The organism is Ferrovibrio terrae, from assembly GCF_943371255.1.
Taxonomy (GTDB): Bacteria; Pseudomonadota; Alphaproteobacteria; order Ferrovibrionales; family Ferrovibrionaceae; genus Ferrovibrio; species Ferrovibrio terrae_B.
Window position 1 is genome coordinate 1 of record NZ_CALRUC010000052.1, and the last position, 20,801, is coordinate 20,801.

Below are 20,801 nucleotides of genomic sequence, written 5' to 3' on the forward strand. Positions count from 1 at the left end.
CGACAACCGCCGGCGCTGCCGCGCGGTAAGCGCTGTATTTGTATTCTCCGAAACCGCGCATCAGGCCGTTGTAGATGCTGCCGTCGCGGCGCTGCCGTCGCACGATATCGGACAGGTCGGCCATTTCGCCGACGCGCCAGAACAGTGCCAGGTTGAGGCCAATGCCAAGCAGCAGAACGGTATAGGTGACGAGCAGGGCGGTGAGGAAACGGCGGGGGCGCTGTGGACTCATGGTCAGAACTGGAAATACAGGAATGGTGCGGTGTTCTGCTGATAGGTCACACAGAAGGCCAGCAGGAGACTGATGGCAACACCCCAGAGCAGCGTCGGCTGCCACCGCAGCCACCATGCCGACAGGCCGCTCTCGGTATCGCGGCGCAGAGACAGATTCCAGCCGCGCAGCCAGTCGGCAACGTTGGGCGCGCAGAGACAGATGACCAGGCCGGCAGGCAACCACAGCAATTGGCTGCGTGCCGTGACGTCGAGCATGTGCAGGCCGCCGAAGGAGACGCCCAGTACATCGAGCCGAACCGGCGCCAGAGCATTCAGTGCCGCCGCGGCCGACGGCAGGATGATGCCACCCTGGCCGGCCATGCCCGCCAACATGCGCAGCGCGGTGGCCCCGTCGGGCGCCCGGAAGAATACCCAGGCGACCATGACCGCCAGCATGGTGACCAGCCAGGCGGCCAGGCGGCCTGCCGGGCCGCTGAAGCGCGGCCAACCAAGGCTGCGCGCCGTGTGGTTCACGGACAGGTAAAAGGCATGCAGGCCGCCCCAGACCACGAAGGTCCAGCCGGCGCCGTGCCACAGCCCGCCCAGCAACATCACGATCCAGAGATTGCGATACCGCCGCCATAGCCCGCGCCGGTTGCCGCCGAGCGGAACATAGAGGTAGAGCCGGAGAAACTCCGACAGAGTGATGTGCCAGCGCCGCCAGAAGTCGATGATGCTGGTGGCTTTGTAGGGCGAGAGGAAATTGACCGGCAACCGGATCCCGAACATCCGGCTCAGGCCCAGCGCCATGTCGGAATAGCCGGAGAAATCGAAATATATCTGCAGAGTGAAACTCAGCACGCCGACCCATGCCGACAGCAAATCTGGCGTTGCACCGCCCGTCGCGGCGCCGAACACGGAGTCGGAATAGACCGACAGGGAATCGGCAATGGCCAGCTTCTTGAAAAGACCGATGACGAAAGCGGTGCTGCCGACCGTCAGATCGGTGGCGACATCGCGGCGCTGCCCCATGGCCGCGATCTGCGGCATGATGTCCCGATGGTGGACGATGGGCCCGGCGATCAGCTGTGGGAAATACACCACGAAGAGCACGAAATCGCCAAAGCTGTAACGCGGCGCGCCACCGCGATAGACGTCGACAAGATAGGCAATCTTCTGGAAGGTAAAGAAGGACAACGCCAGCGGCAGGATAAAACCGGCCAGCGGCAGGCTGGTCCCGAGCAGCACATTGATATTGCCGACAATAAAATCGGCGTATTTGAAGACGGTCAGAACCCCGAGATTGAGGGCCACGCCGCTGGCGAGAATAACCGCGGAGCGCCGCCGCAGCAGCAGCCGGCCAAGACTGAAATTGGCCAGCGTGGACAGTCCAAGCACCAGCAAATGGACGGGGATGAAATTACCATAGAAGACGGTGCTGGCGGCGATCAGCCAGAGCTTTGCCGCCTGCATCGCGTTGCAGTGCCGGAAAAACAGGAAGCCGCCCAGGGTGACCGGTAGGAATCCGAAAATGAAACCGAAGCTACTGAACAGCATGTCGCACGACGTCCGTCAGGCCAGCCTCAGCGCCGGCTCAGCTTCTTGGCCAGTTCGTCGAGCTGTTCGAGCGTCTGGTAATGCAGCACCAGGCGGCCGGCTTCGGGCTTGCCCGGCTCGGTCTCGATCTCGGCCTTCAGACCCAGCGCCGCCGTGATGCCGCGCTCGAATGCCAGCGTGTCGGCATCCTTGCCGACCGGCGCGGTCTTTGGCTTCGGCGCCGAGGGCGGCCGGCCGCCCTTCTTGGCGGCGGCCGGCGTGCCGACCTCGCGGCCGACAGCGACCAGCTTTTCCACCTGGCGCACGGTCAGCTGACCCTCGACGATGCGCAGCGCCAGCTGCTCGGCCAGCGCATGGCCGATCAGCGGCCGGGCCTGGCCGGCGGTCAGCTTGCCCTCGATGATCATCTGCACGACCGGCTTGGGCAATTGCAGCAGCCGGAGAATATTGGCGACATGGCTGCGGCTCTTGCCGATCACCTGGGCGATCTGGTCCTGGCTGTATTTGAATTCATCGGCCAGCTGGAGGAAGGCGCCGGCCTCCTCCATCGGGTTGAGATCCTCGCGCTGCAGGTTTTCGATCAGGCCGATCTCGACCGCGTCGCGGTCGGAAATCTCCTTGATCACCACCGGCACGGCATGGATCTTGGCGATCTGCGAGGCACGCCAGCGGCGCTCGCCGGCAATGATCTCGTAGCCCTGGCCGTCCTTGGCGCGGCGCACCAGCAGCGGCTGCAGCACACCCTTGGCCTTGATCGACTGCGCCAGTTCCTCCAGCGCCTCCTTCTTGAACAGCTTGCGCGGCTGGTAGGGATTGGGCCGCAGCTGCTCGATGGGGATTTCACGCACGCCGCCGGCCGGGCCGCGCGCGGCAGCGGCTTCCGAGCCCGGCGCCGGTTCGCCCATCAAGGCTGCAAGACCACGGCCGAGGCCGCGGCGTTTGGGATCGTCAATCATGCTCTACGCTTTCACTGTAAAAAGTCACTCGGCGGCGTCGCGCAGCGCCTGCTCGCGTTTGATCACTTCCCGCGCCAGCGCCATGTAGGCGGTGCTGCCCGGCGCGCGGTGATCGTAGATCAGCGCCGGCACGCCATGGCTGGGCGCTTCGGAGATGCGCACATTGCGCGGGATCACGGTCTCGTAAACCTTCTCGCCGAGGAAGCCGCGCACATCGGCGGCAACCTGGTCCGAGAGGTTGTTGCGCTTGTCGAACATGGTCAGCACCACGCCCTGCACATCCAGCGTCGGATTGAGCGTGGTGCGCACACGCTCGACCGTGCGCAGCAGCTGGCTCAATCCTTCGAGCGCGAAGAACTCGCATTGCAGCGGCACCAGCACGGCATCGGACGCCACCATCGCATTGACGGTGAGCAGCGTCAGCGACGGCGGGCAGTCGATCAGGATGTGATCGAACTCGGCCAGCCGGCCCGCGATGGCATTTTTAAGCCGATGGGTGCGATGCTCGAGATCCATCATCTCAAGTTCCGCGCCGGCCAGCTCGACATTGGCCGGCACGATGGAGAGGTTCGGCACCTTGGTGGACCGGATCGTCTCGTGCAGCTCGGCGGCGCCCATCAGCAGTTCATACGTGCCGAAGTCGCGCTCCTCATGGGTGAGGCCTAAACCGGTGGAGGCGTTGCCCTGCGGATCAGAGTCGATCAGCAGCACGCGCTCGCCCACAGCGGCCAGCGCGGTGGCGAGATTGATCGCCGTCGTGGTCTTGCCCACGCCGCCCTTCTGGTTGGCAATCGCCAGCACGCGGCCCTGGCGGGCGGGCTGTGGCACCAGGCCGGCATCGTCGGCCGCCGCGGCAGCCAGTTCGGCGCCCAGCGTGTCGTCGTCACCCCAGCCGGAGCCCTGGTCACCCTGGTCCGAGCCATGTTCTTGTTCTGTACTGGTCACTTGGGTTCCAATCCCCTCAGGCGCAGGATACGGGCGGCCGGATCGGTCCGGCTCGGCAGCGCCTCCGCAGCCGGAATTGTCCAATATCGCCGGGCCTCGGTCAATTCATCCTCGGCCTGCCGGCCCTTCGGAAACAGGTAAACCGTATCCGGGCCAGCCAGCGGTTGGGCCAGGCCGATGAGGTCTTTCAGCGGCGCCAGCGCGCGGGCCGAGATCACCTGGGGCACACCGCCCATCGCCTGATGCAGCGCCGGCGCATCCAGCGCTTCAATGCGTTTCACGTGAACGGTGACGCCCGACAACCCCATGGCGCGCGCGGCTTCACGCAGGAAGGCCGATTTGCGCTGGTCGCTTTCCACCAGATGCACGCTCGCCATGCCCAGCGCTGCAATCACCAGGCCGGGAAAGCCGCCGCCGGATCCGAGATCGAGCCAGCGTGCAGTGTCCTTCGGCGCAAAGGCCAGAATCTGCGCGGAATCGAGGAAATGGCGCTGCCACAGATCGGGCAGCGTATTGGGCGCCACCAGGTTGATGGCCTTCTGCCACTTGGCGATCAGCGCGGCGTAGATGTCCAGCCGCGCGATGGCGGTGTCGCTGCACTGGGTGGCGGCCTGGAACTCTTGTGGCGTCATGGCGCGGGTTATCGCCCATGGCGCCCGGCTTGTCAGGTGTTTCCCGTGCAACCCCGGCCGAAAAGCCTAGTCGCCCCAGGGATCGTAGGTGCCGAACGACCAGATATGGCCTTCCGGGTCGCGGCAGGTGAAGCCGCGACCGCCGTAATCCTCGTCCTTGATCTCGATCAGGATGGTGGCGCCGGCAGCCTTGGCACGCGAGTAATGCAGGTCGGCATTGGGCACCACCACATAAATGCTGATGGTTTCGCGGCCCCCCACCTCGTCCGGCTGCACCATATGCCTGGAAAACGGGGTTTCCAGCACCGAACTGAGCATGATCAGCTCGTCGCCATAGGTCAGCTCGGCATGGCCGACGCGGCCCTGCTCGTCTTCATAGAGGGCGTGGATCTCGAAACCGAAGCTCTGGCAGAGCCAGTCGATCATCGCCCGGGCATCGCGGTAGCGCAGCACCGGCACGATCAGGCCGGGATGCGCGCCCGGCGGGGGTGAAGGGGGCAATCCGGCCATGCGGGACACCTTCTCGTTTCACGACGCCCCACTCTAGCCTGCCGATACAGACAACGCATGAAAAAGGGGGATGTTTCACGTGAAACATCCCCCTTTTTGGATAAACCATTGAAATTGCTTATTCGGCTGCTTCGGAACCGCTCCGTTTGGCCTTTTTCACGTGTCCCAGCAGGGCCGACAGCGCCGCAGGCGTCACGCCGGAAATCCGCGCCGCCTGCCCCAGCGTGCCCGGCTGGTGCTGCTTCAGCTTGGCGCGCACCTCGTTGGACAGCCCGCCGACGGCATCGTAATCCAGCCCGGCCGGCAGGATCAGGCCCTCATCCTTGCGGAAGGCGACGATGTCGGCCTCCTGGCGCTCCATATAGCCGGCATAGAGCCCGTCGATCTCGATCTGCTCGACGATCTCCGGCGCCAGGCCGGCGAGGTCAGGCCAGATGGCGCTGAGCCGGGCCACGGTCATGTCCGGGTAGCCGAGCAGCATGGCGGCCGAGCGCGGCTGGCCGTCCTGATTGATGCTGAGGCCCCGTTTGGCCAGTTCCGGCGGGGTCATTTTCAGCACGCGAACCAGCTCTCGTGCAGAAAAAAGGCTGTTTTCCTTGGATTTCCAGACTGTTTCACGTGAAAACCCGATGCAGCCGAGCGCCAGGCCCAGCGGCGTCAGGCGCTGGTCGGCATTGTCGGCGCGCAGGCTCAGGCGGTATTCCGCCCGGCTGGTGAACATGCGGTAGGGCTCGCGGGTACCCAAAGTGACCAGATCATCGACCAGCACGCCGATATAGGCGTCCGCCCGGCCCAGGATGAACGGGGTTTCCCCGCCGCCGGCCGAAATGGCGGCATTCAGGCCCGCAATCAGCCCCTGGGCGGCGGCTTCCTCGTATCCCGTCGTGCCGTTGATCTGGCCGGCGAGATACAGGCCCTTCTGCCGCTTGGTCTCCAGCGTGGGCTTGAGTTCGCGCGGATCGACGAAATCATACTCGATGGCATAGCCCGGCCGCAGCATGACGGCCTGTTCCAGGCCCGGAATGGTTTTCAGCAGCCCGGCCTGCACATCGCGCGGCAGCGAGGTCGAGATGCCGTTCGGATAGACGGTGTCGTCATCCAGGCCTTCGGGCTCGAGGAAGATCTGATGGCGGTCGCGCTGGGCAAACCGCACCACCTTGTCCTCGATGGAGGGGCAATAGCGCGGCCCGGTGCCTTCGATCTGGCCGGAATACATCGGCGCGCGATGCAGGTTGTCGCGGATCAGCGCATGGCCGGCTGCGGATGTGTAGGTCACGCCGCATTGGATCTGCGGCGTGGTGATCTGCGTGGTGAGAAAGCTGAACGGCACCGGCGGATCGTCGGCGCTCTGCATCTCCAGCGCCGACCAGTCGATGCTGCGGCCATCGAGCCGCGGCGGTGTGCCGGTTTTCAGGCGACCCAGCGAAAAGCCGCATGTTTCAAGGGTTTTCGAGAGGCCGATCGATGGCGCCTCGCCGACGCGGCCGGCCGGAATCTTCTCTTCGCCGATATGGATCAGGCCGCGCAGAAACGTGCCTGTCGTCAGAATCACTTTCGGTGCCGCGATGAAAGAACCATCGCCACACACAACGCCGCGCACTTCGCCATGCTCGATGCGGATGTCTTCAACCGCGGCGCCGATGATGGTGAGATTCGCCTGCTCCGCGAGGATCGCCTGCATCGCCTGGCGATAGAGCTTGCGATCCGCCTGGGTACGCGGCCCACGCACGGCGGGGCCTTTTGATTTGTTGAGCATGCGGAACTGGATGCCGGCGGCATCAGCCACGCGGCCCATCACGCCATCCAGCGCATCGATCTCGCGCACCAGATGGCCTTTCGCCAGGCCACCGATCGCCGGGTTGCACGACATCTCGCCGATGGTCTCGGGCTTGTGCGTCACCAGGGCGGTGCGCGCGCCGAGCCGGGCCGCGGCGGATGCGGCCTCGCAGCCGGCATGGCCGCCGCCGATCACGATGACATCGAAGCTGCTGTGCATGGGCGCGGGTTTTACGCGGGGCATCACAGGCCGTCAAAGGGAATCGCCGGCAGGACTCTGTTGCACGGGAAACCGGGGGCGTTTCACGTGAAACTGGCCGATTTAATCTTATATTCTCTTTTTGTTCTTATACAAAAAGGCCGGCGGTCCGATCCCTGGCGCCTAAAGAACAAAGATGGATAGGACGGCTGCGACCGCCAGCATCTGCGCCAGGTTGATCACCATGCTCAGGCCATGCAGGCGCCGGAACCGCTGTGTCGCGACCGCCTCGCCGGCAGCCCGCCCCGCGCGCAAGGCATCCAGTTGCGGAATCAGACCCTGCCGCGTCAGCACAGCGAGTGCCGCAGTCACCGCCATCGCTGCGGCCGCCATGGGCTGCGCGACCAGCACCAACATCAGCGCCGCAATCGCGCCCAGCACAATGATGACGAGGTAGTAGAGCGGAAACAGCGCGCGCAGAAACCGCGATGCCGGTTCGCCATCCAGTGTCCTGAACACCACCGGCGTCACGACAAACGAAAAGAACAGCATCGCGCCAAGCAGGATGGCGGTGGCGTAGAGCGCGATGGCGTGCAGCAGCATTTGAATATCTCTCTATGTGACTATGCTCAATTTCGCAGAGAGACATTTGGGGTGCAATTCTGCCGTTGACCGGACTCGGCGGCTTGGCCATAGAAAGGCCATGACACAGGATCAGACCGCCTCGCTTCTCTCCATCGTCCGCTTCCCCGTCAAAGGCCTGACGCCGCAGAAACTGGACGCAGCGCAACTCACGCCCGACCAGCCGATAGCCGGCGACCGCCGCTTTGCGCTGGCCCATGGCGGCTCGGCCTTTGATGCTGCGGCACCGGCCTTCCAGAAGAAGGCGCATTTCCTCACCTGGATCCGCAATCCGCCGCTGGCCGCGCTGGACTGCAGCTTCGATGCGGGTGGCACGCGCATCACGATTTCAAAAGCCGGCAGGGTGCTGGTGCAGGATGCCGACCTCACCTCGCCGATCAGCCGCCCCGCCATCGAGAAGGTGGTGCTCGATCATATCGGCGATGAGGCCGCGCGCGGCAGCGTGCATGTGGCGGAAGCACCTGGCGCCTGGTTCGCCGATGTGCCCGATCCCTATATCTCGATCCAGAATACCGCGACGCTGCTCGAACTCGGCCGCAAGCTCGGACAGACCGCACCGCTCGACTATCGCCGCCTGCGCGGCAATCTGCTGGTCGAGGGTTTCGCGGCCTGGGGCGAAATGAAATGGGTCGGCGCGAAGATCCAGATCGGCGAAACCGTGCTGCAGGTCGAGGCGGTGATCGGCCGCTGCGCCGCCACCCATGTGAACCCCGATACCGGCGTGCCCGACAGCGATCTGGTCGGCCTGCTGAACCGCGACTACGGCCATAACAAATGCGGCGTCTATGCCCGCGTGATCCAGGGCGGCACGATCAAGCCCGGCGACCGCGTCGGCCGGATTTACTGACACCGGGTTGACCCAGGTTTTATGCGGGCCCCCGCCGCGCGCTGCCGAACCGGGGCTGCGACGGAATGCCGCTTGCGCACTGCCCTGAGCGGGCGCAGGGTCTCCGCATCATCCGCAGAGGAACACCCGATCATGTCTGCTCCTGTGATCTCGCGTCGCAAGCTTCTGCTGTCGTCCGTCGGTCTGGCCGCGGCCGGGGCCGGCGGTGTCGTGCTGGCCCCCAAGGCCGCGCTGGCCTGCGAGGCCGTCCATGCCGCCGCCACGACGAAATACAACAGCCTCGCGCGCGGTGCCGCTTTCGCCGCGTCCAATGTGATGAGCAGCCTGATCGACATGGCCTGCCCCTGCTGTGGCGAGCCGCTGGTACTGTTCAACGGCAAGATCGCGCTCTGACCTCGCCGCGCTGCGCGCAGCACCCCGCGTCACAAAACCGCAGGTTACCGCTAAATAGCTTGGCAGCGCCGCGGCGCCTTGCCAGTGTGCCGGCCATGTCATCCCCCGCCACCCCTGCGGCCTGGGCCCTGCCCGCCGGCGCCGACAGCGATCCCGCCTTTGCCCGGCTGCATGCCTACTGGCTGTCCAGGACACGCGGCGACCACCTGCCGGCGCGTCCCGATATCGATCCGCTTGAAATCCCGCGCGAGCTGCTGCCCAGCATCGCCCTGCTGGAAATCGAGCGGCAGGCCGATGGCGGGCGACGCTATCGCCTGCGCCTGTTCGGCAGCGACCTCGAAGCCATGACCGGCGGCAGCAACGAAACCGGCCGCTATTACGACGAGGTGACCCATCAGCCCGGCCTGTATGAAAAGCTCGACCAGCTGCTCGGGCTGCTGGTGACCGAGCGCCGACCGATCTATTTCGCCGCGCCCTCCGGGTCGACAGATCGGGGTTTTCTGTGGTTCGGCCGGCTCGCCCTGCCGCTGGCCAGCGATGGCCAGACCGTCGACATGATCCTGGCGCTCGTCCGCCCCCTGCCGGGGCCCCCGGCTGGCCAGCCGGCCACATCCCCGGGTTAAACGACGAATCCGTCGAATCGCCCCCCGATAGCCCCGCTGATGCCACATTCGGGGGGCGTCCTGTCTCCATACACGGGGTCTGCCCCTGAGAAAGTGTGGAGTCTCGCCATGAACAATCTCGCTGCCCTGATCCTGCTCGGCGCCATCAGCGGCATGACCGCGCCGGCCCAGGCGATGGAACCGGTGCGCGGTCCCGCGCCCAGTGCCGGTGTCAGCACCGGCATTGTGCAGGTACAGGGCCCGCCGTCTTCCCAAACCCCGGCCGCGCCGGACTCGCCTGCCGCGCAGATCGAACCGCAGGCAATTCCCCCGGGCGGGCCGCCGGCCGGCGCGCTGTCGCTGTCGCAGATCATCACCCAGATCGAAAGCCGGCCCGACTTCGCCTTCATCAGGGATATCGACTGGGATGACGGCCGCTACATCGTGCAGTACCGCACGCGCGATGGCCGCGACCGCGACCTGAAGATCGATCCCCGCACCGGCCGGCCGGTGGAAGGCCGCCTGCCGATGGTGCACTGGCCGAAGACGTAACGGCCCGAAGACGTAAGGCTTACGCCAGCGCCGTTGTGCCGCTGTCCGGCAGGGCGGCCGGCGGCCATTCGCTGCGCAGCAGGGCAAACAGGTCGCTGTCGCGCCATTCGCCGCGCACGCTGAAATTCTGCTGCAGCCGGCCTTCATGGCGGAAGCCTAATTTCCGCAGCACCGCATGGCTGCGCTGGTTCTCCACATCGGCCAGCGCGGTGATGCGATGCAGGCCCAGTTCGGCAAAGCCAAAGCGCAGCACGCCCTGCATGGCTTCCGACGCATAACCCTTGCCGCGGATGCTGCCGTCAAATGAAAAGCCGATATTGCCCTGGCGATGCTCCGGCGACGCGATGCTGAGCCGCACCATGCCGATGGCCCGTGCAAGTGAACGTTCCTCCACAGCAAACAGCCAGTCGCGGCCGCTGGGATTGGCGGCCTCGGCCACCCGCGCCGCGATGAAGCGCGTCACCAGCTCGGCATCCAGAGCCGGACCGGGCAGGTATTTCCAGAAATCCTCCTGCACCGCGAACTGCTGGAACGCCGCCTCGTCGGCCGGCGTGAAGGCGCGGAGCGTCAGGCGCTGGGTGCGGAGCATGGGGAAAGCATCGGTCATGGTCAGGATTGTAGCGGATCATAGAGCGTCGCGCCCAGCAGCATATCGGCCGCCGTGCCGTCGCGCGACAGCGGCATCACCAGGCCGGTGAAATGCGCTGCCGCAATGCCGTCACGCTCCGCCTGTTCACCCCGCACCCGCTGGCGGATGCGGGCCCAGCGTGGCGCGCCACGCTGCAGGATCTCGCGCCAGTCGCTGCAGAAGCGCGCACGATCCGGGCTCACCTCGTCCTCGTTCACTTCACGGCCGGTGATATCCGTGCCGAAGAAGGGCCGGAAGGCCGTGCCGACCAGTCGCATGCGAAACCGCATCGGCGGGCCGATCTGCGGCACCTCGACCAGGAACAGATACGGCAGCAGGCGCGGAATCTCGGTCGGCTCGATATCGGCGCGGAGCGGCCAGGGCCGGTCGGCTTTTTTCGCCAGCCAGTAGCGGTAGGCCTCGACCAGCAGCGGCACATCGAGGGCATCCATGTCCCAGCTGCTGGTGATGTCGTCGAACAGCGGCGCGCTCATGGCCCTACGTCACTTCCCAATACAGAAATCCCGGAAGATCACGTCCAGCAGATCCTCCACGTCGATCCGTCCGGTGATGCGTCCCAGGGCGCGCGCCGCCAGCCGCACATCCTCCGCCGCCAGCTCGGCGCTGGTGTTGTGGCGCTCGGCACCGCGCACGAAGCGGTCCAGCGCGGCAATGCAGTCGGTCAGCGCCTCGCGGTGGCGGGCGCGGGTCAGCGTCGCACTGCCGGTCAATCCAATGCGCGCGGTGACCTCGGCCTCCAGCGCATCCAGCAACGCCTTCATGCCGGTATTGGCGCGCACGGATATCGGCAGCACCGGCCGGTCGTTGATCGTCCAGCCGCTGGGCGTGCTGGCCGCATCGGCCTTGTTGGCGATCACGATGGCGTCAGTATCGATCAGCGCCGCGGTCTCCTGCGGCACGGTCTTCGCCGTCGCATCGAGCACGACAAGTTTCAGATCGGCCGACTCCGCCCGCTTGAGCGCGCGCGCCACGCCCTCGCTCTCGATACTGTCCGCGCTCTCGCGCAACCCCGCCGTATCAGCCAGCACGACCGGATAGCCGCCGAGATCGAGATGCACCTCGATCACATCGCGCGTGGTGCCGGGGATATCGGAGACAATCGCCGCCTCGCGCCTGGCTAGCGCATTGAGCAGCGACGACTTGCCGACATTGGGTGCGCCCAGGATTGCCACCATCAACCCATCACGCAGCCGCTCGCCGCGCCGATTATCAGTCAGATGCGCGGCGATCTCCTCGCGCAGGCGCGCCAGCTGCGGCCGCACCTCGGCCGCCACGCCCTCGGGCAGGTCTTCATCGGGGAAATCGATATCGGCTTCGAGATGGGCAAGCGCACGCGTGAGCTGGTTGCGCCAGCCCTCGTAGAGCTGCCCCAGTGCGCCCTGCATCTGGCGTAACGCTTGCCGGCGCTGGGCTTCGGTCTCGGCATTGATCAGATCGCCCAGCCCCTCGGCCGAGGTGAGGTCGAGCTTGCCATGCTCGAAGGACCGGCGGCTGAACTCGCCCGGCTCGGCCAGGCGCAGGCCGGGCAGTTTCGCCAATGCTGTAAAGACCGCCGCCAGCACGGCACGGCCGCCATGCAGCTGCAGCTCGACCACATCCTCGCCGGTGAAACTGTGTGGTGCCGGAAACCACAGCACCATGCCCTCGTCCAGCAGGGCGCCGCTGTCGTCCTTCAGCTTGCGCAAACTGGCGGTGCGCGCCCGGGGCAGCTGGCCGCCGACCAGCGCGAGCAGGGCATCGGCAGCGTTAGGCCCGCTGAGGCGGATCACCGCCACGCCGGCACGGCCCGGTGCGGAAGACAGCGCGTAGATGGTTTGCGGGGTCATTTAAACAGTGTCATGCCCGGGCCTGACCCGGGCATCCATGTCCAGCTGCTTCACAGGACTTGCAGAGACTGGGGCGAACCCTCGCACGTGGATGGCCGGGTCAAGCCCGGCCATGACGAACAGGGGGTTGGTCGCCGCTCGCCTCACTTCTTCTTTTCGGTGTGGTCGGGGCCGTCCTCGGGCTTGAGCAGCAGCCGGGCGACGCGGCCGCCCTGCTTCACATGCACGTCCAGGATCTCGTCGATATCGGCGAAACTGTCCGCGCGATACCACACGCCCTCGGGATAGATCACCAGCGTCGGGCCCAGTTCGCAGCGCTCCAGGCAGCCGGCCTGGTTCACCCGCACGCCGTCTTCCAGCCCCAGCCCCAGCTCCTTGGCCCGGGTCTTCATGTAATTGCGCAGCTTCTCGGCGCCCTTGCGGGCACAGGAGCCGCGCGGGTGGTTTTCCGGCCGCTCGTTGGTGCAGACAAAGATATGGGCGCGGTAGAAATCGGCCGGATCGCCGGCTTTCGCCGGGGGACGCACCTGGTAACGGATCGCCATGGGGGGGGGTCTCGCGCCTACTTCTTGGCCGTGCCGCCGCCCGTCATGCCCCCGGCGGGAAACTGGCTGAAAAAGAATTTCTGAATCTGCTCCAGGTTGTTCATCCCCATCGGCCCCCAGGTGCGCAGCAGCACCTCCGGGTCCATGGATTTGAGCGAACTCATCATGCGCTCCTGCATCTGGGCCATCACGGCCTCCTGCAGGGGCTGCACATCCGGCAGGCCGAGGAAGGACCGGGCCTCCTCCGGCGTGCAATCAACATTGACAGTCACCTTCATCGCTGCACCATACTGCTCTGATGGAAATGCCCGAATTGAGAAGCAGGACAAATACCTAGCATGACCGGAGGCGCGTTGTCAGGGATCAAGATCGATATGGGGCGGAACAATCTCGATACGGCCGCATCGCCCTATCTGCAGCAGCATCGCGACAACCCGGTGCACTGGCAGATCTGGGGCCCCGAGGCGCTGGCCGCCGCCCAGGCCGCCAACAAGCCGATCCTGCTCAGCATCGGTTATGCCGCCTGTCACTGGTGCCATGTGATGGCCCATGAAAGCTTCGAGAACCCGCAGATCGCCGCGGTGATGAACGATCTGTTCATCAACATCAAGGTCGACCGCGAGGAACGGCCCGATATCGACGCCATCTACATGAACGCCCTGCAGGTGCTGGGCGAGCAGGGCGGCTGGCCGCTCACCATGTTCCTGACGCCCAAGGGCGAGCCCTTCTGGGGCGGCACGTATTTTCCGCCCGAGAGCAAATACGGCCGGCCCGGCTTCCGCGAGGTGCTGGAAAAAATCTCCGACGCCTGGCAGCAGAAACCCGATGCCATCGCGCAGAACACCAAGATGATCGTCGGCGCCCTGCGCAACCTGGCCAAGCCGCAGAGCCGTGACCGCCTGCCGCTCAGCAACGATGTGCTCGACCAGGTGTCGGCGCAGATTCTCTCCCATGTCGACCCCGAGCAGGGCGGCATCGGCACGGCGCCGAAATTCCCGCAGACCGGCCTGTTCGATCTCCTGTGGCGGGCCTACCTGCGCACCGGCATCCCGGATTATTCACTGGCGGTGATCACCACGATTTCGCGCATGGCGCAGGGCGGCATCTACGACCATCTCGGCGGCGGCTTCGCGCGCTATTCCACCGATGCCGAATGGCTGGCGCCGCATTTCGAGAAGATGCTCTACGACAACGCCCAGCTGCTGTCGCATATGGCGAGCGTCGAGGCCGAGACCGCTGACCCGATCCTGCGCCAGCGCATCGAGGAGACCGTCGGCTGGCTGCTGCGCGAGATGGTGGCCGAAGCCGGCGGGTTCGCCGCCACGCAGGATGCGGATTCCGAAGGCGAGGAAGGCAAGTTCTACGTCTGGCATATGGGCGAGATCGAGGATGCGCTCGGCGCCTATGCCGGCGAATTCTGCGCCGCCTATGACGTCACCGACCACGGCAACTGGGAACACAAGACCATCCTGCGCCGCTCGCTGTCGCCCGACCTGAAGGATGCGGCGAGCGAGAAACGGCTGAAACTCGCGCGCGAGAAACTCCTGGCGGTGCGCGAGACACGCATCAAGCCGGGCTGGGACGACAAGGTGCTGGCCGACTGGAACGGCCTGATGATCGCCAGCCTCGCCGAGCTGTCGCAGCAGTATGCGCAACCCGCCTGGCTGACGGCTGCCGAACGCGCCTATGCCTTCATTGCCGGCACCATGCAGCAGGGCGAGGATCGCCTGGGCCACAGCTGGCGCAGCGACATCCTGGTCTTCCCCGGCCTGCTGGACGATTACGCCAACATGTCGGCGGCGGCGCTGGCGCTGTTCGAGGCCACTGGCAATCCGGCCTATCTGGCGCAGGCCAAGCGCTGGCTCGATGTGGTGGAAAGCGATTACCTCGACACGGTGAATGGCGGCTATTTCTTCACCTCCAAGGAGGCCGAGGATCTGGTCACCCGCACCCGTCATGCCGCCGACAACGCCACGCCGGCCGGCAACGGCACGCTGGTCAGTGTATTCGCGCGGCTGTGGTATCTCACCGGCGAGCTGGTCTGGCGCGAGCGCGCGCAGAACCTGATCGACGCCTTCTCGGCCGATGTCGGCAAGAACTTCTTCCCGATGGGCGCCTATCTCAATGGCGTCGACCTGTTCATCAATGCCGTGCAGGTGGCGATCATCGGCCGGCGCGGCGATGCCGCCACCGATGCGCTGGTGGCTGCAGCCTACAGCGTGTCGGTGCCCAACCGCGTGGTGCTGGTCACTGCGCCCGATGCGATGCTGCCCGAGACGCATCCGGCGACGGGCAAGACACAGATCGAGGGCAAGCCGACGGCCTATGTCTGCCTCGGCCCCACCTGCGGCCTGCCGGTGACGACGCCGGCCGAACTTGTCGCCTCGCTAAAAGCGACACGGGCGGTTTAACCCCGGACTCCGGCGCATCGGTTGCAATTGCCCGCGGCAGTGGCCGGCGCCGGCATGTCTGCACCCTATCTTTCCGGTAACCCGGTGCGGGCGGGACCGGGATTACACATTGCTAATCCATCTGCACCGGCGGTGCCGACTATGTTGGTTGCGTTACAACCACACAGGATCGGACCCATGGAAAAGCTGAAGTCGTCCCGGTTATGGGCGCAGGAAATGTTTCACGCCGTACGCGGTCGCGAAGCCAAGCGCGGCTCGGAAGCCGATGAATGGGTGGTGCGGATGCTCGAACATTTCATCGCCCGCATCAAACGCGAAGCCTTTGTTGCCGGCGCGGATCGCTACAAGAGCCGCCTGCTGTCGCTGGCGCCGCACGAGGACCACATCAGCATCAAGCAGGTTCCCCTGCTGGAGCCCAGCCTGACGCCAGCCGAAATCCTCGCCACGCTCAATCATATCGCCAGGGCCGAACGGCCCTTGCCGCCACGGATCAGCAGCGAGATGCCGGCTGCCACCACGCCGGTGACTCCGGCGATGACAAAGGCCTGCATGTAGTCGCCCTGCTGCACGCGCATCCAGCCGGCGAAGAAGGCAGCAGATGCCGCGCCGAGCTGATGGCCGGCAGCGATCCAGCCGAACACCACCGGGCCATCGCGCTCGCCAAAGGCCTCCACCGCCAGCCGCACGGTCGGCGGCACGGTGGCGATCCAGTCGAGGCCATAGAACACGGCAAACACCGACAGGCTGACCAGCGAGAAATCGGTATAGGGCAGATAGACCAGCGACAGCCCGCGCAGGCCGTAATACATGAACAGCAGCTTGCGCGGATCGTAGCGATCGGTGAGCCAGCCCGATGCCGTGGTGCCGAACAGGTCGAAGAAGCCCATCAGCGCCAAGACGCCGGCCGCTGTCGTCACCGCGATGCCCATGTCGCCGCAAAATGACAGCATATGGGTACCGACCAGGCCGTTGGTGGTGAAGCCGCAGATCCAGAAGGTGGCGAACAGGAACCAGAAGTCGGGTTTCTTCGACGCACGGCCGAGCGCACTGACGGCAAAGACCAGCGGATTCTGTGCGGGCCCGGCCGGCGGCGTCATCGCAGTGGCGCCATAGGGCGCAAGGCCGATATCGGCGGGCTTTTCCGGCAGCAGCCACAGCACCAGCGGGATCAGTGCGGCGCAGGCAATCGCCACGGTCCAGGCCACCGTGGCCCAGCCGCCCGCCTCGGCAATGGCTGAAAGCAGCGGAATGAAGATCAGCGTGCCGGTCGCCGTGCTGGCGGTCAGCAGGCCCATCACCAGGCCGCGGTTGCTGACGAACCAGCGGTTGGTGATCGTCGCGCCCATCACCAGCGCCACGGCGCCCGAGCCCAGGCCCGACAGCACGCCCCAGCTGGCGATCAGGTGCCAGGACTGGGTCATCATGGTCGACAGCGCGGTGGAGCCGGCCATCAGCACCAGCGCAGTCAGCAGGGTGCGGCGGATGCCGAAGCTCTGCATCAGGGCGGCGGCAAACGGCCCGACCAGCCCATAGAGGAAGATGCCGATGGCGGCGGCCAGCGAGGTGGTGTCGCGGCTCCAGCCAAACGCCTTTTCCCACGGCACCAGCAGCACGCTGGGGGTCGAGCGCAGGCCGGCGGCGACCAGCAGGCAGAGGAAAATGACGCCGATGACCACGAACGCGTATTTCTGGCCCAAGATCTTTTTGCCTGGGAAGGCGGGGCGTGCTAAGCTCATGTGACTAACCGGTACGTGTTGCGAGGGCGCCAATATGCGTACCGATCGGTAACATTGTCAAGGACGAAAGCCATGGCGCAAAAACCGCTGACCGATCAGCCTGTTCCGGGGACCGCCCCGGCTGCGGCGCCGCGTGCCGCCGACAAGATCCGCCGCACCGCCCGCGAGCTGTTCTATGCGGCCGGCATTCGGGCGGTCGGCGTGGACGAGATCGTCACCAAGGCCGGCGTCACCAAGCCCAGCCTGTACCGCGCCTTCCCGTCAAAGGATGAACTGGCGGCAGCCTACCTGCGCGATTACGACGCCGAATTCTGGCAGCGCTTCGAGGCCCGGCTGGACAATGCCGGGCGCGACAATCCGCGCGCCGGCCTGATGGATTTCCTGCACAACCTGGGCAGCCGCGCGGGCGCGCCGCACTATCGCGGCTGCGGCCTGTCCAACACGGCGGTCGAATATCCCGACGACAGCCACCCGGCCCGCAAGGTGTCGGAGGAGCATAAGCAAAAGCTGCGGCTGCGGCTGGCTGAACTGGCCGCCGATATGGGCGCCGACGACCCGAAGCTGCTGGGCGACAGCCTGATGCTGCTGATCGAGGGCGCCTTCGTCACCGGCCAGCTGTTCCATGCCGGCGGCGGTCCGGCACGCGCGCTGGCCGAAGCGGCCGAACGGCTGATCGACAGCCATCTGAAGGGCTAATACAGCAGCTCCGGCTCTGCCACCGGCGTGATGTCGTCGCGTTTCAGCGCGATCTTCTCGTTGTCGCTGCGCACGACCAGGTATTCCACGATCTCCGTGCTTTCCAGGCTGCGCTCCTGATGCGGCACATGCGGCGCGAAATAGACAAAGTCGCCCGGGCCGATCTCGGCGGCATAGTCCAGCCGCGCGCCCCAGCGGATCTCGCTGCGGCCCTTCACCACATACACCATCACCTCATGGCGGCCATGGGTATGCGGACCGGTATTGGCCTGCGGCGCCACCTGCACGCTGCCGATCCAGGTTTTGTCGCCGCCGCCAATGCCAGAGAAATCGAAGGCCGTGCTGCGCCCGCCATTGCTCACGCGCTCTGCCGCCACCGTTGCCGCGCGCCGCACCGTCACGCCGGTACGCCAATCCTTGCTGTCGTCCATATCCGCGCCTCCTGCCAGCAGGATAAACCAGCCCTGCGATATCCAGAAAGTGAGTCACGGCCTGCCAGATTCTGTCAGCAGTCACGTATCGGTCATGACAGGATACTGGATTGGCGGCCAAAACCGCCCAATCTGGTCGGCAGCCGGTGGCGACGCCCGGGCCGGAACAACGGGGCCGGGCTGGCGTTTTATCAGTCCACCGGTGCCGTGACTTTCGGTCACAACGCCTTAAGTCGTTTTTCGCGGTCTTCCGGGATCGCAGTCAGGGAGAGCCAGCAGATGAGCGGCACCATCGCCTTTGAGGAGACCACGTTTGGCGATGCCACGCAGGCGGGTGCGGCCCATGACGGCGGCACCGCCATCTACGATACCGCCGGCACTCTGATCGAAACCGGCCCGGCCGAGACGGCCATCACCCTGCACAGCCAGTCGGTGCGCGATGCCCTGCTCGATGGCTATCGCGCCGTGCGCCAGCTCACCGAGCGCCTGGTCGAACCGCTGACGGCGGAAGACCAGATGCTGCAGTCGATGGACGATGCCAGCCCGGCGAAATGGCACCGCGCCCACACCACCTGGTTCTTCGAGACCTTTGTGCTGCAGCCGCATCAGCCCGGCTACTGCGTGTTCGACGAGCACTTCAACTACCTGTTCAATTCCTATTACGAAGCCATCGGCGAGCGGCATCCGCGGCCCGAGCGCGGCATCCTGAGCCGCCCCACCGCCGAAACCGTCACCCAGTATCGCCGCTATGTCGATGCCGCGATGGCCGAACTGATCGCGCGCACCGATGACGCGGTGCTTGGCGTCATCGCGCCGCTGCTGGCGCTGGGCCTGGCGCATGAGCAGCAGCATCAGGAACTGATCCTCACCGACATCAAGCATGCCTTCTGGCGCAATCCGGTGTCGCTGGCCTACCAGCCGCCACAGGCCTTCACGCGCGAACCGGCACCGCCGCTGGATTTCATCGGCTTTGCCGGCGGCATCGTCGAGATCGGCCATGACGGCCACGGCTTCGCCTTCGATAACGAAGGCCCGCGCCATCGCGTGCTGCTCAACCCCTATCGCCTCGCCACGCGACCGATCACCTGCGGCGAATATCTGATGTTCATGGAAGATGGCGGCTACAGCCAGCCCGAACTCTGGCTCTCGGATGGCTGGGCCACCGTGCAGCGCGAAGGCTGGCAGGCGCCGCTATACTGGTCGCCCGATGCGCGCCATGAGAGCGGCTGGCAGATCTTCACGCTGAACGGCAAGCGCGCCATCGATCCGGCCGAGCCGGTCTGTCATGTGTCCTTCTTTGAAGCCGCGGCCTTCGCGACCTGGGCTGGCAAGCGCCTGCCCACCGAGGCCGAATGGGAGCACGCGGCCAATTCCGGGCGCTGCGAATTCCGCGGCGGTTTCCTCGACCGCGCCCATCCGCATCCGCGCGCCAGCACGGCACCCGCCGGCCGGCTGCAGATGCTCGGCGAGGTGTGGGAATGGACGCGCTCGGGCTACGAGCCCTATCCGGGTTTCCGTCCGGTGCAGGGCGCCATCGGCGAATACAACGGCAAATTCATGGTCAGCCAGCTGGTGCTGCGCGGCGGCTCCTGTGTCACGCCGCCCGGCCATGTGCGCGCCAGCTATCGCAACTTCTTCCCGCCGGCCGCGCGCTGGCAATTTTCCGGTATCCGTCTCGCGGAGGACGCATGAACAATCTCGCCATCCTGTGGCCGCGCGAAGAGCGCCCGCTTCACCATCCCACACCGTTTGGCCGCGACGTGCATGCCGGCCTGCGTGCCGGCGCCAAGGCGATCCCGGCGAAGTATTTCTACGACAGCCATGGCTCTGAACTGTTCGAGCAGATCTGCCGGCTGCCGGAATATTACCCGACCCGCACCGAGCGGAAAATCCTGCTCGACAATGCCGCAGAGATCGCGGCCATCATCGGTGCCGATGTCGAGGTGGTGGAATTCGGCGCCGGCGCTGCCGAGAAGGTGCGCCTGCTGCTCGATGCGCTGCCGCGTCCGGCCGGCTATCTGCCGATCGACATTTCCGGGCCGCATCTGACCGCCGCCGTCGCCCCGCTGGCCAGCCGCTACCCGGATGTGACCATCCGCGTCGTCGCCGGCGACTTCACCCAGGCTCTGCCGCTGCCCGCACCGCTGCCGCAGGCGCGCTGCCGCGTCGGGTTTTTCCCCGGCTCCACCATCGGCAATTTCACCCCTGACGAAGCGCTGGCCTTCCTGCGCAATGCCGCGACCATGCTGCGAAGCAGCACCGCCAGCGGCGCCGGCCTGCTGATCGGCGTCGATCTGGTGAAAGACCCGGCCGTGCTGCATGCCGCCTATAACGACAGCGCCGGCGTGACGGCGGCCTTCAACCTCAACCTGCTGCAGCGGATCAATCGCGAGCTGAATGGCGATTTCGACCTCGGCAGTTTCGACCATTACGCCTTCTACCAGCCGGACCAACACCGCATCGAGATGCATCTGGTCAGCCGCCATGCCCAGGTCGTGACGGTCTGCGACCAGCGCTACAGCTTTGCCGCCGGTGAATCGATCCATACCGAGAATTCCTACAAATACACCCCGGCCGGATTCCGCCAGCTGGCCGAGAAGGCCGGCTTCCGGCCGGCAGCGATGTGGACCGATGAAGACAGCCTGTTCAGCCTGCACTGGCTGGCGCTGCCGGACGCGTGAAT

The 20,801-nt window shown here is 65.7% G+C and carries 24 protein-coding genes; 9 read left to right on the forward strand and 15 right to left on the reverse strand.

What is annotated here, in order from left to right:
* From AAG799_RS12375 to AAG799_RS12410, 8 genes are all read right to left on the reverse strand, one after another.
* The coding region (locus AAG799_RS12375) for a hypothetical protein (RefSeq protein ID WP_341896279.1) at positions 1–232 on the reverse strand (232 nt) is incomplete at its 3' end.
* 2 nt (positions 233–234) lie between these two features.
* Entirely contained in the window at positions 235–1,770 is a 1,536-nt protein-coding gene (locus tag AAG799_RS12380; RefSeq protein ID WP_341896282.1) for an MBOAT family O-acyltransferase, read from the reverse strand.
* 26 nt (positions 1,771–1,796) lie between these two features.
* The gene (locus AAG799_RS12385) at positions 1,797–2,726 is read right to left on the reverse strand and encodes a ParB/RepB/Spo0J family partition protein (protein ID WP_341896283.1); all 930 of its coding nucleotides are present in this window, start codon (positions 2,724–2,726) and stop codon (positions 1,797–1,799) included.
* A gap of 24 nt (positions 2,727–2,750) precedes the next feature.
* Positions 2,751–3,554, reverse strand: coding sequence for a ParA family protein (locus AAG799_RS12390; protein WP_341896340.1), 804 nt, complete (start codon positions 3,552–3,554; stop codon positions 2,751–2,753).
* Positions 3,555–3,667: 113 nt separating this feature from the next.
* A complete protein-coding gene (gene rsmG, locus AAG799_RS12395; protein WP_341896285.1) occupies positions 3,668–4,303 on the reverse strand; it encodes a 16S rRNA (guanine(527)-N(7))-methyltransferase RsmG in 636 nt (211 codons plus the stop codon).
* 66 nt (positions 4,304–4,369) lie between these two features.
* Entirely contained in the window at positions 4,370–4,813 is a 444-nt protein-coding gene (locus AAG799_RS12400) for a VOC family protein (protein ID WP_341896287.1), read from the reverse strand.
* A gap of 118 nt (positions 4,814–4,931) precedes the next feature.
* Positions 4,932–6,809 carry a tRNA uridine-5-carboxymethylaminomethyl(34) synthesis enzyme MnmG gene (mnmG, locus tag AAG799_RS12405; RefSeq protein WP_341896289.1) on the reverse strand — a complete coding sequence of 626 codons (1,878 nt, stop codon included), beginning with the start codon at positions 6,807–6,809 and terminating at the stop codon, positions 4,932–4,934.
* A 162-nt stretch (positions 6,810–6,971) separates the two neighbouring features.
* Positions 6,972–7,391 (reverse strand): DUF4149 domain-containing protein, encoded by a 420-nt coding sequence (locus tag AAG799_RS12410; RefSeq protein WP_341896291.1) that lies wholly within the window; start codon positions 7,389–7,391, stop codon positions 6,972–6,974.
* 100 nt (positions 7,392–7,491) lie between these two features.
* Between AAG799_RS12410 and AAG799_RS12415 the strand changes: the two genes are divergently transcribed.
* The 4 genes from AAG799_RS12415 (at position 7,492) to AAG799_RS12430 (ending at position 9,824) form a co-directional block, all read left to right on the forward strand.
* Positions 7,492–8,277, forward strand: coding sequence for an MOSC domain-containing protein (locus tag AAG799_RS12415; RefSeq protein WP_341896293.1), 786 nt, complete (start codon positions 7,492–7,494; stop codon positions 8,275–8,277).
* 132 nt (positions 8,278–8,409) lie between these two features.
* Positions 8,410–8,670, forward strand: a complete 261-nt coding sequence (locus AAG799_RS12420; protein WP_341896295.1) for a hypothetical protein — start codon at positions 8,410–8,412, stop codon at positions 8,668–8,670.
* A gap of 95 nt (positions 8,671–8,765) precedes the next feature.
* Entirely contained in the window at positions 8,766–9,293 is a 528-nt protein-coding gene (locus tag AAG799_RS12425) for a PAS domain-containing protein (RefSeq protein ID WP_341896297.1), read from the forward strand.
* A gap of 108 nt (positions 9,294–9,401) precedes the next feature.
* Positions 9,402–9,824 carry a hypothetical protein gene (locus AAG799_RS12430; protein WP_341896300.1) on the forward strand — a complete coding sequence of 141 codons (423 nt, stop codon included), beginning with the start codon at positions 9,402–9,404 and terminating at the stop codon, positions 9,822–9,824.
* A gap of 19 nt (positions 9,825–9,843) precedes the next feature.
* Here the strand turns inward: AAG799_RS12430 and AAG799_RS12435 are convergent, their stop codons facing one another.
* The 5 genes from AAG799_RS12435 to AAG799_RS12455 form a co-directional block, all read right to left on the reverse strand.
* Entirely contained in the window at positions 9,844–10,413 is a 570-nt protein-coding gene (locus AAG799_RS12435) for a GNAT family protein (protein WP_341896302.1), read from the reverse strand.
* Between the two features lie 20 nt (positions 10,414–10,433).
* Entirely contained in the window at positions 10,434–10,946 is a 513-nt protein-coding gene (locus tag AAG799_RS12440; protein WP_341896304.1) for a PAS domain-containing protein, read from the reverse strand.
* A 9-nt stretch (positions 10,947–10,955) separates the two neighbouring features.
* Complete coding sequence (gene mnmE / locus AAG799_RS12445) at positions 10,956–12,299, reverse strand: tRNA uridine-5-carboxymethylaminomethyl(34) synthesis GTPase MnmE (protein ID WP_341896306.1); 1,344 nt, start codon at positions 12,297–12,299, stop codon at positions 10,956–10,958.
* Between the two features lie 143 nt (positions 12,300–12,442).
* The gene (locus AAG799_RS12450; RefSeq protein ID WP_341896308.1) at positions 12,443–12,844 is read right to left on the reverse strand and encodes a (2Fe-2S) ferredoxin domain-containing protein; all 402 of its coding nucleotides are present in this window, start codon (positions 12,842–12,844) and stop codon (positions 12,443–12,445) included.
* A 17-nt stretch (positions 12,845–12,861) separates the two neighbouring features.
* Positions 12,862–13,122 carry a DUF6489 family protein gene (locus tag AAG799_RS12455; protein WP_341896309.1) on the reverse strand — a complete coding sequence of 87 codons (261 nt, stop codon included), beginning with the start codon at positions 13,120–13,122 and terminating at the stop codon, positions 12,862–12,864.
* A gap of 60 nt (positions 13,123–13,182) precedes the next feature.
* Between AAG799_RS12455 and AAG799_RS12460 the strand changes: the two genes are divergently transcribed.
* The gene (locus AAG799_RS12460) at positions 13,183–15,255 is read left to right on the forward strand and encodes a thioredoxin domain-containing protein (protein WP_341896311.1); all 2,073 of its coding nucleotides are present in this window, start codon (positions 13,183–13,185) and stop codon (positions 15,253–15,255) included.
* A gap of 177 nt (positions 15,256–15,432) precedes the next feature.
* Positions 15,433–15,810 (forward strand): hypothetical protein, encoded by a 378-nt coding sequence (locus AAG799_RS12465; protein ID WP_341896313.1) that lies wholly within the window; start codon positions 15,433–15,435, stop codon positions 15,808–15,810.
* On the opposite strand, the gene AAG799_RS12470 is transcribed toward AAG799_RS12465, so the two are convergent.
* Positions 15,708–16,952: an MFS transporter gene (locus tag AAG799_RS12470; RefSeq protein ID WP_341896314.1), complete on the reverse strand. Its 1,245-nt coding sequence runs from the start codon at positions 16,950–16,952 to the stop codon at positions 15,708–15,710. The two genes, AAG799_RS12465 and AAG799_RS12470, sit on opposite strands and share 103 nt — an antisense overlap.
* Before the next feature lie 111 nt (positions 16,953–17,063).
* Here AAG799_RS12470 and AAG799_RS12475 point away from each other — a divergent pair, with 111 nt between their 5' ends.
* The gene (locus tag AAG799_RS12475) at positions 17,064–17,687 is read left to right on the forward strand and encodes a TetR/AcrR family transcriptional regulator (protein ID WP_341896316.1); all 624 of its coding nucleotides are present in this window, start codon (positions 17,064–17,066) and stop codon (positions 17,685–17,687) included.
* On the opposite strand, the gene AAG799_RS12480 is transcribed toward AAG799_RS12475, so the two are convergent.
* Positions 17,684–18,118 carry a cupin domain-containing protein gene (locus AAG799_RS12480; protein ID WP_341896319.1) on the reverse strand — a complete coding sequence of 145 codons (435 nt, stop codon included), beginning with the start codon at positions 18,116–18,118 and terminating at the stop codon, positions 17,684–17,686. The genes AAG799_RS12475 and AAG799_RS12480 overlap by 4 nt on opposite strands.
* 279 nt (positions 18,119–18,397) lie before the next feature.
* Between AAG799_RS12480 and egtB the strand changes: the two genes are divergently transcribed.
* Entirely contained in the window at positions 18,398–19,810 is a 1,413-nt protein-coding gene (gene egtB / locus AAG799_RS12485) for an ergothioneine biosynthesis protein EgtB (RefSeq protein ID WP_341896321.1), read from the forward strand.
* Positions 19,807–20,799 carry an L-histidine N(alpha)-methyltransferase gene (egtD, locus tag AAG799_RS12490; protein WP_341896323.1) on the forward strand — a complete coding sequence of 331 codons (993 nt, stop codon included), beginning with the start codon at positions 19,807–19,809 and terminating at the stop codon, positions 20,797–20,799. The genes egtB and egtD overlap by 4 nt, the downstream gene beginning before the upstream one ends.
* Positions 20,800–20,801: the final 2 nt, after the last annotated feature.